At 63.5% G+C, this 12,696-nt stretch carries 10 protein-coding genes; 7 read left to right on the top strand and 3 right to left on the bottom strand.

The genetic code is table 11. The features are described 5' to 3' along the window. The first annotated feature begins 52 nt into the window (after positions 1-52). The 6 genes from H1204_RS03545 (at position 53) to dut (ending at position 7,492) form a co-directional block, all read left to right on the top strand. Positions 53-1,045 carry a bifunctional riboflavin kinase/FAD synthetase gene (locus H1204_RS03545; RefSeq protein ID WP_180729847.1) on the top strand — a complete coding sequence of 331 codons (993 nt, stop codon included), beginning with the start codon at positions 53-55 and terminating at the stop codon, positions 1,043-1,045. Between the two features lie 176 nt (positions 1,046-1,221). Beyond that, entirely contained in the window at positions 1,222-4,059 is a 2,838-nt protein-coding gene (ileS, locus tag H1204_RS03540) for an isoleucine--tRNA ligase (RefSeq protein ID WP_180729846.1), read from the top strand. After that, positions 4,059-4,559 carry a signal peptidase II gene (gene lspA / locus H1204_RS03535; protein ID WP_180729845.1) on the top strand — a complete coding sequence of 167 codons (501 nt, stop codon included), beginning with the start codon at positions 4,059-4,061 and terminating at the stop codon, positions 4,557-4,559. Before ileS ends, lspA begins: the two co-directional genes overlap by 1 nt. Before the next feature lie 120 nt (positions 4,560-4,679). Beyond that, entirely contained in the window at positions 4,680-5,891 is a 1,212-nt protein-coding gene (gene coaBC, locus H1204_RS03530) for a bifunctional phosphopantothenoylcysteine decarboxylase/phosphopantothenate--cysteine ligase CoaBC (protein WP_180729844.1), read from the top strand. Positions 5,892-5,976: 85 nt separating this feature from the next. Further along, positions 5,977-6,981 (top strand): LLM class flavin-dependent oxidoreductase, encoded by a 1,005-nt coding sequence (locus H1204_RS03525; RefSeq protein WP_180729843.1) that lies wholly within the window; start codon positions 5,977-5,979, stop codon positions 6,979-6,981. A 64-nt stretch (positions 6,982-7,045) separates the two neighbouring features. Continuing rightward, entirely contained in the window at positions 7,046-7,492 is a 447-nt protein-coding gene (gene dut, locus H1204_RS03520; protein ID WP_180729842.1) for a dUTP diphosphatase, read from the top strand. A 95-nt stretch (positions 7,493-7,587) separates the two neighbouring features. Here the strand turns inward: dut and clpA are convergent, their stop codons facing one another. Both clpA and clpS read right to left on the bottom strand, forming a co-directional pair. Then, on the bottom strand, positions 7,588-9,888 hold the full coding sequence (gene clpA / locus H1204_RS03515) for an ATP-dependent Clp protease ATP-binding subunit ClpA (RefSeq protein WP_180729841.1): 2,301 nt from the start codon (positions 9,886-9,888) through the stop codon (positions 7,588-7,590). Continuing rightward, positions 9,885-10,199, bottom strand: a complete 315-nt coding sequence (gene clpS / locus H1204_RS03510; RefSeq protein ID WP_007586255.1) for an ATP-dependent Clp protease adapter ClpS — start codon at positions 10,197-10,199, stop codon at positions 9,885-9,887. Before clpS ends, clpA begins: the two co-directional genes overlap by 4 nt. A gap of 540 nt (positions 10,200-10,739) precedes the next feature. On the opposite strand from clpS, the gene cspD reads away from it, so the two are divergent. Then, complete coding sequence (gene cspD, locus H1204_RS03505; protein WP_007586257.1) at positions 10,740-10,946, top strand: cold shock domain-containing protein CspD; 207 nt, start codon at positions 10,740-10,742, stop codon at positions 10,944-10,946. 92 nt (positions 10,947-11,038) lie between these two features. Here cspD and H1204_RS03500 read toward each other — a convergent pair whose 3' ends face one another. After that, positions 11,039-12,661, bottom strand: coding sequence for a multicopper oxidase family protein (locus H1204_RS03500; RefSeq protein WP_180729840.1), 1,623 nt, complete (start codon positions 12,659-12,661; stop codon positions 11,039-11,041). Positions 12,662-12,696: the final 35 nt, after the last annotated feature.

Raw genomic sequence — 12,696 nt, 5'->3', positions numbered from 1 at the left:
TATAATCGATTGTTTTGCGGCATCCGGCCCGCTCAAATCCTTCGCCTCTATCGTGAGAGTCTTCCGCGGTCTTCCCAATGCCGAGAGCCGTGCGCCGTGCGCACTGACCATCGGCAACTTCGACGGTGTCCACCGCGGGCATCAGGCGTTGCTCGCCCGCGTCCGCGCGGCCGCTGACGCGCGCGGCCTGCCCGTCTGCGTGATGACCTTCGAGCCGCATCCGCGCGAGTTCTTCAATCCCGCCAGCGCGCCGCCGCGCATCGCAATGCTCCGCGACAAGCTCGAAGCGCTGCGCATGAACGGCGTGGACCGCGTGGTCGTCGAGCATTTCAACCAGACCTTCGCAGGCCAGTCGCCGGATTCGTTCGTCGAACGGATCATCGTCAACGGCCTGCACGCGCGCTGGGTGATGATCGGCGACGACTTCCGCTACGGCGCGAAGCGCGCAGGCGATTTCGCGTCGCTGAAGGCGGCGGGCGAGCAATACGGCTTCGAAGTCGAGCAGATGGCGACCGTCGCCGATCCGTCTGGCGCGCGCATTTCCAGTTCCGGCGTGCGCACGTCGCTGATCTCGGGCGACCTCGATTCGGCGCGCGCCGCGCTCGGCCGCGACTATCTGATCAGCGGTCACGTCGTGCATGGCCTGAAGCTCGGCCGCGACCTCGGTTTTCCCACACTGAACCTGCCTATCGCGCACAAGCGTCCCGCGCTGTCGGGCATTTTCATCGTGCGTGTGCATGGCATTGCGGACCAGCCGCTGCCGGGCGTCGCGAGCCTCGGCTTGCGGCCCACGGTGGACGACTCCGGCCGCGTGCTGCTCGAAGTGCATCTGCTCGACTGGCATGGCGACGCGTACGGCAAGCTCGTGCGCGTCGAGTTTCTGAAGAAGCTGCGCGACGAAGAAAAGTTCGTCGATCTCGAAACGCTGACGGCCGCGATCGCGCGCGACGTCACGAACGCCCGCGCATGGTTCGAGGCAATCGGCGACACGCCGGGCAGCCGTTCCACTGGTTTCGCCACGTCGGCCACCGATCGAATTAGATGACCGTCGCGGTACGTGCGCAGCGCTTGCGCGAACCACGTACCGTCCGCCGCGCATCGACGGGTGCCGCACGCAGCATGTGCAACGGCCCGCGTCGTGCGCGACGCAGGGCGCCGCACGGCGCCACTCAGGTCCTCGCGCATGCCGCGCCCTAACACCGTATTCACCGCTACCTCACCATGAGCAACAAGAAAGCCGATTCGAAACCGCAGGCCCGATATCCCGTCAACCTGCTGGACACGCCCTTCCCGATGCGCGGCGATCTGCCCAAGCGCGAGCCGCAATGGGTGAAGGACTGGCAGGAGCGCAAGGTCTACGAGCAGATCCGCGCCGCCTCCAAAGGCCGCAAGAAGTTCATCCTGCACGACGGCCCGCCGTATGCGAACGGCGACATCCACCTCGGCCACGCGGTGAACAAGATCCTGAAGGACATGATCGTCAAGGCGCGCAACATGGCGGGCTTCGACGCTGTCTACGTGCCTGGCTGGGACTGTCACGGCATGCCGATCGAAATCCAGATCGAAAAGCAGTTTGGCAAGTCGCTGCCCGCTGCCGAAGTGATGCAGAAGGCGCGCGCCTACGCGACCGAGCAGATCGAAAAGCAGAAGGCCGGCTTCCGCCGTCTGGGCGTGCTCGGCGACTGGGACAACCCGTACAAGACGATGAACTTCGCGAACGAAGCGGGCGAAATCCGCGCACTCGCGAAGATCATCGAAAAGGGCTATGTATTCCGCGGCCTGAAGCCGGTGAACTGGTGCTTCGACTGCGGCTCGGCGCTGGCGGAAGCGGAAGTCGAGTACAAGGACAAGACCGACCCGACCATCGACGTGCTGTTCACGTTCGCCGAGCCCGAAAAGACGGCGCAGGCGTTCGGCCTCGCGTCGCTGCCGCGCAACGAAGGCGGCATCGTGATCTGGACGACCACGCCGTGGACGATCCCCGCGAACCAGGCGCTCAACGTGCACCCGGAGATCGTGTACGCGCTCGTCGATACGCCGCGCGGCCTGCTGATCCTCGCTGAGGAGCGCGTCGAAGACTGCCTGAAGTCGTACGGTGTCGAAGGCAAGGTCATCGCGACGGCGCCGGGCGCGAAGCTCGCGAACGTGCGCTTCACGCATCCGCTCGCGTCAGCGCATCCGTCGTACAAGCGCACGTCACCCGTCTATCTCGGCGACTACGTGACGACGGAAACGGGCACGGGCATCGTCCACTCGTCGCCCGCGTACGGCGTCGAAGACTTCATCTCGTGCAAGGCGCACGGCATGGCCGACTCGGACATCATCAGCCCCGTGATGGGCGATGGCCGGTATATCGAATCGCTCGCGCTGTTCGGCGGCCTGTCGATCTGGGACGCGAACCCGAAGATCGTCGAAGTGCTCGACGAAGCGGACACGCTGCTGCGCACCGAAAAGTACCTGCACAGCTACATGCACTGCTGGCGCCACAAGACGCCGATCATCTATCGCGCCACGTCGCAGTGGTTCGCCGGCATGGACATCAAGCCGAACGACACCGACAAGACGCTGCGCGAAACGGCGCTCGAAGGCATCGAAGCGACGGCGTTCTATCCGTCGTGGGGCAAGCAGCGCCTGTTCGCCATGATCGCGAACCGTCCCGACTGGACGCTGTCGCGTCAGCGCCAATGGGGCGTGCCGATGGCGTTCTTCGTGCACAAGGAAACGGGTGAACTGCATCCGCGCACGCTGGAGCTGCTCGAAGAAGTCGCGAAGCGCGTCGAGCAGTCGGGTATTGAAGCGTGGCAAACGCTCGATCCGCGCGAGCTGATCGGCGACGACGCGAACATGTACGAAAAGAACCGCGACACGCTCGACGTCTGGTTCGATTCGGGCACGACGCACTGGCATGTGCTGCGCGGCTCGCACAAGGACGAACTGCAGTTCCCGGCGGATCTGTACCTCGAAGGCTCGGACCAGCATCGCGGCTGGTTCCACTCGTCGCTGCTGACGGCGTCGATGCTCGATGGCCGTCCGCCGTACAACGCGCTCCTCACGCACGGCTTCACCGTCGACGGCGAAGGCCGCAAGATGTCGAAGTCGCTCGGCAACGGTATCGATCCGCATGAGGTCGCGAACCGTCTGGGCGCGGAAATCATCCGCCTGTGGATCGCATCGACCGATTATTCGGGCGAACTCGCGATCTCCGAAGAAATCCTGAAGCGCGTGACGGAAAGCTATCGACGCATCCGCAACACGCTGCGCTTCCTGCTCGCGAACCTGTCGGACTTCGACTTCGAGAAGAACGCGCGCCCGGTTAGCGAGTGGCTGGAGATCGATCGTTATGCCGTGGCGCTCACGGCCAATCTGCAAGCGGACATCCTGTCGAACTACGACAAGTACGAGTTCCACCCGGTCGTCGCCAAGCTGCAGACGTTCTGCTCGGAAGACCTGGGCGGCTTCTATCTCGACGTGCTGAAGGACCGCCTGTACACGACGGCGCCCGATTCGAACGCGCGCCGCTCGGCGCAGACCGCGCTGTATCACATCGCGCACGGCCTGCTGCGCCTGATGGCGCCGTTCATGTCGTTCACGGCCGAGGAAGCGTGGAAGGTGTTCCAGCCGCAAAGCGAGACGATCTTCACGGAGACGTACCACGCTTATCCGGAAGTGCCCGATGCATCGACGCTGCTCGACAAGTGGACGCTGCTGCGCGCGGTGCGCAGTGACGTGACGAAGGCGCTGGAAGAAGCGCGCGTCGCGAACCAGATCGGTTCGTCGCTGCAGGCGGAAGTCGAAATCCGCGCGAGCGGCGCGCGTCACGATGCGCTCGCGAGCCTCGGCGCCGACCTGAAGTTCGTGCTGATCACATCGGGCGCGACGGTCGTGAAGGTCGACAGCGAAGCGGAAGAAGGTGTCGACGTGATCACGTCGAAGTATCTGAAGTGCGAACGCTGCTGGCACTATCGCAAGGAAGTTGGCGAAAACGCCGAGCATCCCACGCTCTGCGGCCGCTGCATCAGCAATCTGTTCGGCAACGGCGAAACGAGGAGCGCGGCATAATGTCCAGAACGCTGTCGAAACCGGCGGGCGGATCGCTCGCGCCGTGGCTGGGCGTCGCGGTGATAGTGATCCTGTTCGACCAGTTGACGAAGATCGCGGTGGCGAAGGTGTTCGCGTACGGCTCGTCGCATGCAGTCACGCCGTTCTTCAACCTCGTGCTCGTCTACAACCGCGGCGCAGCGTTCAGCTTTCTCGCGATGGCGGGCGGCTGGCAGCGCTGGGCATTCACGGCGCTCGGCGTCGCGGCGGCGCTGCTGATCTGCTATCTGCTCAAGCGCCACGGCACGCAGCGGCTGTTCTGCACGGCGCTCGCGCTGATCATGGGCGGCGCGATCGGCAACGTGATCGACCGCCTTGTGTACGGACACGTGATCGACTTCCTCGATTTCCATGTCGGCACGTGGCACTGGCCGGCGTTCAACCTCGCGGACAGCGCCATCACGATCGGCGCCGCGCTGCTGGTGTTCGACGAGCTGCGGCGCGTGCGCGGCGGGCGCTGACATAACCACGGGCGGTGTGCGGCGCAGCGATGGCCGCCTACGCCGCTCACGCAGTCTTGCAGTACGAAGCCGGCGCGCTTCACCGATGCGCCGGCCATCACGTCTTGTCGGAGGCATCAGTTGGCCACAGAACTCGCCGGAAAACACATCGTCCTCGGCATGACAGGCGGGATCGCCTGCTACAAGATCGCTGAACTCACGCGTCTGCTGGTCAAGGCGGGTGCGACCGTCCAGATCGCGATGACGGAAGCAGCGACGCAGTTCATCACCCCCGTCACGATGCAGGCGCTCTCCGGTCGCCCGGTCTACACGAGCCAGTGGGACGCGCGCATCGCGAACAACATGCCGCACATCGATCTGTCGCGCGAAGCCGACGCGATCGTGATCGCCCCCGCCTCCACCGATTTCCTCGCCAAGCTTGCGCACGGCCTGTGCGACGACCTGCTGTCCACGTTATGCATCGCGCGCGACTGTCCGCTGCTCGTCGTGCCCGCCATGAACCGCCAGATGTGGATGAACCCGGCCACGCAGCGCAACGTCGCGCAGTTGCGCGCGGACGGCATCGAACTCCTCGGCCCGGACTCGGGCGCGCAGGCGTGCGGCGAAGTCGGCGACGGGCGCATGCTCGAACCGGAAGCCGTCTATGAGGCGATCGCCTCGTTCTTCACACCGAAGGTGCTGGCCGGCCGCCGCGTGCTGCTGACGGCAGGCCCGACCTTCGAGCCGCTCGATCCCGTACGCGGCATCACGAACCGTTCGAGCGGCAAGATGGGCTTCGCGCTCGCGCGCGCGGCGCAGCAAGCCGGCGCGGATGTGCACCTCGTCGCGGGCCCGGTCGGTCTGGACACGCCGTGGGGTGTCTATCGCGAGGACGTGCAGACGGCGCAGCAGATGCACGACGCCGTGATGCGCGCGGTGCCCGACTACGACATCTTCATCGGCGTGGCAGCCGTCGCCGACTGGCGCGTCGATCACGTCGCCGAGCACAAGATCAAGAAGACAGCCGATCACGCGATTCCGTCGTTCGCGTTCGTCGAGAATCCGGACATTCTGGCTTCCGTCGCGAAGCTGCCGCATCCGCCGTTCTGCGTCGGATTCGCGGCGGAAAGCGGCGATCTCGACGTGCACGGCGAAGAGAAACGCAAACGCAAGAAGGTGCCGCTGCTGATCGGCAACCTCGGCCCACAGACGTTCGGGCTGGACGATAACGAAGTCGTGCTGTTCGAAGCCGCCGGCACGACAAAGCTTCCGCGCGCGGACAAGCAGACGCTCGCGCGCGCGCTGATCGCGGAAATCGCAAAGCGCCTGCCGGATGCGAGCGTGATCGGTTGACTGTGGCGCGCGGGTTGCCGCGCGCCTCGTCACAGTGAATCGCCACGCTCGAATGCAATCTTTCAGCTAACGCCATGGTGCTGTCATGACCCTGCTCTCCGTCCTCGACCAGACACCTGTGATCGACGGGCATACGGTGGCCGACGCAATCGCCGCGACGGTCGAACTCGCGCAACTCGCCGACGACCTCGGCTACACGCGCTACTGGTGCGCCGAACATCACGGGCTGTACGGCGTGTCGAACCCCTGCCCGGAAGTGATGCTCGCCCGCCTCGGCAGCGTGACGAAACGCATCCGCATCGGCTCGGGCGGCATCATGCTGCCGTACTACAGCCCGTTCAAGGTCGCCGAGCAATTCCTGATGCTCGAGGCGCTGTTTCCAAACCGCGTCGATCTGGGCGTCGGGCGCGCGCCGGGCGGCGACATGCGCACCGCGCAGGCGGTCGCGGCAGGCGACTACAATCGCGGCGAACTGTTTCCGCAGCAGGTCGCCGATCTCGTCGCGCTGATGAGCGGCACGTTGCCGTCCGATCATCTCGCGCACGGCGTGCTGCTGCAGCCGCAAGTGGAAACGCGTCCGCAACTGTGGGTGCTGGGCTCCAGCGATTTCGGCGGCATGCTGGCCGCGCAACTGGGCATCCGCTTTTCATTCGCGCATTTCATCAATGCGCATTTCGGGCATGCTGTCGCGCACGCCTATCGCGAGCGCTTCAAGCCGGGCCACGAGCAGAAGCCGTATCTCGCAGCCGCTGTGTTCGTGATCTGCGCGGACACGGAACAGGAAGCCGTTGACCTCGAAAAAGCCGTCGATCTGCGCCGCGTACAGATGGCCTATGGACTGAACGAGTATGTCCCTTCCATCGCGCGGGGACTCGCGCAGGAATACGGCGAGCGCGAACGGCTGATCATCGACCGGGAAAAGCCGCGCAGCATCATCGGCACGCCGGAGTCCGTCACGGAACGGCTGCACGCATTGCAGGAACAGTTCGATGCCGATGAACTGATCGTGCTGTCGGTCACAGGCAGCTATCGCGCGCGGCTGCGCTCGTATGAACTGCTTGCCGACGCGTTTGAACTCGGCAAGTCATGAATCGATCACGGCGGTCCGTCGCAATGACGCGCGCCGCCACTTCTTCAACCTCTCACTGAACTGCATGAAACTCGACCTGAAGATTCTCGACGCGCGCATGCGCGAACAACTTCCCGCCTACGCCACGACGGGCAGCGCCGGCCTCGACCTGCGCGCGTGCCTCGATGCGCCGCTGACGCTCGAACCCGGTCAAACGGCGCTCGTGCCGACGGGCCTCGCGATCCACGTCGCCGATCCCGGCTATGCAGCGCTGATCCTGCCGCGCTCGGGCTTGGGTCACAAGCACGGCATCGTGCTCGGCAATCTGGTCGGCCTGATCGACTCGGACTACCAGGGCCAGCTGATGATCTCGACGTGGAACCGCGGCACGACCACGTTCACGCTGAATCCGATGGAACGCCTCGCGCAGCTGGTGATCGTGCCTGTCGTGCAGGCGACGTTCAATATCGTCGAGGAGTTCGAGACAAGCGATCGTGGTGAGGGCGGCTTCGGCAGCACCGGCAAACACTGAGGCAGCGCTCAGTTTCTGTTGCGCGAGCAACAAAACAAAAACGGCGTGGGTTTTGAAACCCACGCCGTTCTTTATTGCATCGGACAGTTCGACGCTTAGTCGACTTCCACCGCTTCCGGATTCGGATTGCGCGGCGGCGTCGAGTTCTCGTCGAACGTCAACTGGACCTTGTCGTCCGCATCGACGTCGACCGTCACACGGCCACCGCTCATCAGCTTGCCAAACAGCAGTTCGTCGGCCAGCGCGCGACGGATCGTGTCCTGGATCAGACGCTGCATTGGACGCGCGCCCATCAGCGGATCGAAACCGTGCTTCGCGAGATGCTTACGCAGCGCGTCGGTGAAGAGCGCGTCGACCTTCTTCTCATGCAGTTGATCTTCCAGCTGCATCAGGAACTTGTCGACCACGCGCATGATGATTTCTTCATCGAGCGAGCGGAAGCTGATCGTCGCATCCAGACGGTTACGGAACTCCGGCGTGAACATGCGCTTGATGTCGGCCATTTCGTCGCCTGACTCGCGGCGCGTCGTAAAGCCGATCACCGACTTGCCCATCGCTTCGGCGCCCGCGTTCGTCGTCATGATGATGATGACGTTGCGGAAGTCCGCCTTGCGGCCGTTGTTATCCGTCAGCGTGCCGTGGTCCATCACCTGCAGCAGCACGTTGTAGATATCGGGATGCGCCTTCTCGATTTCGTCGAGCAGCAGCACGCAGTGCGGCTTCATCGTCACGGCTTCCGTCAGCAGACCACCCTGGTCGAAACCGACGTATCCCGGCGGCGCGCCGATCAGACGGCTCACCGCATGACGCTCCATGTATTCCGACATGTCGAAGCGGATCAGCTCGATACCCAGCGTGAACGCCAGTTGTCGCGCGACTTCCGTCTTGCCAACGCCCGTCGGGCCCGAGAACAGGAACGCGCCGATCGGCTTGTCCGTCTTGCCGAGACCTGCGCGCGCCATCTTGATCGAAGCGGACAGCGCGTCGATAGCGGGGTCTTGACCGAACACGACGGCCTTCAGATCGCGGTCGAGCGTTTGCAGCTTGCTGCGATCGTCTTGCGACACGCTTTGCGGTGGCACGCGCGCGATCTTCGAAATGATTTCCTCGATCTCGCTCTTGCCGATGGTCTTCTTCTGCTTCGACTTCGGCAGGATGCGTTGCGCCGCGCCCGCTTCGTCGATCACGTCGATAGCCTTGTCGGGCAAATGACGATCCGTGATGAAGCGCGCAGACAGCTCAGCTGCCGCCGACAGCGCACCCGACGAATACTTCACGCCGTGATGCTCTTCGAAGCGCGACTTCAGGCCGCGCAGAATCGCCACCGTCTGCTCGACGGTCGGCTCGGTCACGTCGATCTTCTGGAAACGACGCGACAATGCCGCGTCTTTTTCGAAGATGCCGCGGAATTCCGTGAACGTCGTCGCGCCGATGCACTTGAGCGTGCCCGACGACAGCGCCGGCTTCAGCAGATTCGACGCGTCCAGCGTGCCGCCCGACGCGGCGCCCGCGCCGATCAGCGTATGAATTTCGTCGATGAACAGAATCGCGTTCGGACGTTCCTTCAGTTCCTTCAGAACCGTCTTCAGGCGCTGTTCGAAATCGCCGCGATACTTGGTGCCCGCGAGCAACGCGCCCATGTCCAGCGAATAGACCTGCGCATCCACCAGAATGTCGGGCACTTCGCCGCGCGTGATGCGCCAAGCGAGACCTTCGGCGATCGCCGTCTTGCCGACGCCGGCCTCACCGACCAGCAGCGGATTGTTCTTGCGGCGACGGCACAGCACCTGAACGACGCGTTCGACTTCCGGCTCGCGTCCGATCAACGGATCGATCCGGCCGTCCTTCGCCATCTGGTTCAGGTTCTGCGTGAATTGCGCAAGCGGCGTTTCCTTTTGCGCAGCGGCTTCGTCCGATTCCGCATTTGCATCCGTCGACTTCGCAGCTTCGGAGCTGTTCGTCTTCGCGATGCCATGCGAAATGAAATTGACGACGTCCAGACGCGTCACGCCCTGCTGCTGCAGGTAATACACCGCGTGGGAGTCCTTCTCGCCGAAGATCGCCACGAGCACGTTCGCGCCCGTCACTTCCTTCTTGCCGTTCGACGTGGACTGGACGTGCATGATCGCGCGCTGGATCACACGCTGGAAACCCAGCGTGGGCTGCGTATCGACGTCGTCGGTGCCCGGAACGGTCGGCGTATTGTCGTGAATGAAGTTGCGCAGGTTCTGACGCAGGTCTTCAATATTGGCCGCGCACGCGCGCAGCACTTCGGCCGCCGTCGGGTTGTCCAACAGCGCCAGCAAAAGATGTTCGACCGTAATGAACTCATGCCGCGCCTGGCGCGCTTCCATGAACGCCATGTGCAGGCTGACTTCCAGTTCCTGGGCAATCATGCTTCCTCCATCACGCACTGCAGCGGATGCCCTGCCTGCCGCGCGTGGGTAACGACTTGCTCGACTTTGGTCGACGCGATGTCCCGCGTGTAGACCCCACAAACTCCCCTGCCCTCGCGATGGACCTTCAACATGATCTGCGTTGCGGTCTCACGATCTTTATTGAAATATTCCTGCACGACCATCACGACGAATTCCATCGGCGTGAAATCGTCATTCAACAACACCACCTTGAACATGGCAGGCGGTTTCAGCTTTTGATCCTGCCGCTCCAGTACGGTGTTGTCCTGCTTGTCCGGGATAATCGCCATACACCCATTCTAAACAACTCGGACAGGCCCGCAATCCTGTCAAAACCCGACCGGCTGGCCGGACATCTGTTCCCTCCGGCCCTGTGGAGCAGCCTCTCGCGGGTGCGCTCTGCGCCGGGCCGCATGCGGTAGCGGCCCTCCGGTATATCCGTGTTGCATCTTGATGACTGCAGTCGGATCGAGTATCGCACAACCCGGGCCAGCAAGCTGATGACACGCCAACCCGCCAAATCGCCTCTCACCGCTGAACTGCATGTGAGTCGATTATGCGACTTTTCAAGACGCGCCGCTTGCGCCACCGCACATAAGAAAAGCGGGAAAAACCCTGGAAATTGGTTCTTTACAACGAAGAAATGGGCGTCTCAAAATTTTCTTGACACTCGAATAAAGAGCCTCAACAATCAAGCTGGCACTTTTTTCAACAAGCCGTTTATACGAAAAAATGCCGTTGGTGAGCTTGTGAGGAGGGACGACTGCATTCCGTGGTCGTTGAGCTTTTCGAGGGCTCGTGGCAGCTTTTGAGTTACAGGGGAAGTTGGTATGGCAACTGGTACGGTCAAGTGGTTCAACGACGCGAAAGGTTTCGGATTCATTACGCCCGACGAAGGCGGTGAGGATCTGTTTGCACACTTTTCGGCTATCCAGATGAACGGTTTCAAGACCCTCAAGGAAGGCCAGAAAGTTAGCTTCGAGGTCGTTCAAGGCCCGAAGGGCAAACAGGCATCGAACATTCAGTCCGCAGCCTGATACGTTCGGTCCGCAGCCTTGAAAACCCGGCTTCTGCCGGGTTTTTTCGTTTCTGGCGGCTGCAATGCCTCTAACGATAACTACGGCAGCAATCAGACAACCTTGAGGGTTGCCATCATGCCGAGATCCTCGTGTTCCAGTATGTGGCAATGGAACATCCGCTCGCCCGCGTCGCGCTGCACCGTCGCGATGCGCACCGTCTCGCCGGGCTGCACGTTGACGGTATCCCGCCATGCGAGAAACGGCTCGCGCGTGTTCGCTCCGCCCCGCTCCCGCCCGATCACCTGAAACTGCGTGCCGTGCAGATGGAACGGATGATCCATGTCGGTGCGGTTCTCGATCGACCAGACTTCGGCTTCACCGCGCCGGCTGGTCAGCGCGACGCGCGACGGATCGAAGCTTGCGCCGTTGATCATGAACTGCATGCCGGGCGGCAGCGCCGACATCGCTGCGCCGGGACGGTGCATGGCGGCCATGTCCATCGCCTCGGTGAAAACGACGGATTTTTGCGGGGCTTTGTCGGCTGCGTTGTCAGTGGCTGACAGCAGCGGCGCGATTGGACGCAGCGTCGGCGGCACGGCGCGCGCCGCAGTGGACGAGCCCGGCACGAAGCGCACGTCGGCGAGCGGTTTGGCAGGGTCGGCGGGCAGGCTTTCGCCCTCCGTCATCGTCATCTTCCGGCGGTCGTATGCGGCAGCGGTGAGGATCGCCGCCGACGCCCGCGCACCTGCGCGCACGATGATCTCGGCGCGCTCGCCCGGCGCGAGCAGCAATTCCGTCAAGCCGTCGCGCGGTTTGTCGAGCAGACCGCCATCGGTGCCGACTTGCGTGAAGGTATGTTCACCGCCCAGCGACACGCTCAGATAGCGGGCATTACATCCATTCCACAGACGCCAGCGCTCATCCTGCGCGACATCGATGCGCGGACGGCGCGCTCCGTTCACCAGCACGAACTGGCCTTCACGACCGTTCATCCAGTCCATCATGTCGTTCGGCGCGATCGACGCGTCGCTTGCCAGTTTCAGGTCCGAGAAGAACAGATGCCGCTCGGGAAACGCGGCGAGCGGGTCGTCGGCGGCGCGCACGACGATCGGCCCGGCCAGGCCGCGAAACACCTGTTCCGCCGACATCATGTGCGGATGCGGGTGATACCAATATGTGCCGGCGCTGCCGGGCGGCAGCGTGAAGCGATAGACGTGCGACGCCCCCGGCGCGACGGGGCTCATCGGATTGCCGTCCTGATCGGGCGGCACGGGCAGACCGTGCCAGTGGATCGTCGACGGCTGCGGCAGACGGTTGACGAAGCGGATTTCGACGGTGTCGCCTTCGCGCACGTCGATGAGCGGACCGACGATCGGCCCTTGCGCGGCGTCGCCGTACAGCCATAGCGACGTCGCATGTCCCGGCATCAACTGGCGGCGCACGGGTTGCGCGACGAGCGTCGCGCGAAAGACGCCCGGCTCGCTGCTCTCATTCGCGAGCTTGCGCAATGCGGCAAGCGGCGCGCCGGCGGGCAGCGCCGTTTCAGGCGCGAGCTTCGGGGATGCGTGGCCAGCGTGCGAGTTGTCGGCATGTGGCGACGACATGCCAGGCATGTCGCCCATATCGCTCATGCCGGACATGCCGTGCATCGAGTGCTGCGCGAAGACGTTGCGCGCGAAGAGCGATGCGACGGCAACGCTCAATGTGCGGGCGAGAAAATCCCTGCGGATCATGGATCGATTCCTTGCTGATGCGGCGCGGCAATGCG

The organism is Paraburkholderia sp. PGU19 (genome assembly GCF_013426915.1).
Classification (GTDB): domain Bacteria; phylum Pseudomonadota; class Gammaproteobacteria; order Burkholderiales; family Burkholderiaceae; genus Paraburkholderia.
The sequence above is the reverse complement of the archived record's forward strand: the minus strand, read 5'-3'. Positions and strand labels throughout refer to the sequence as shown.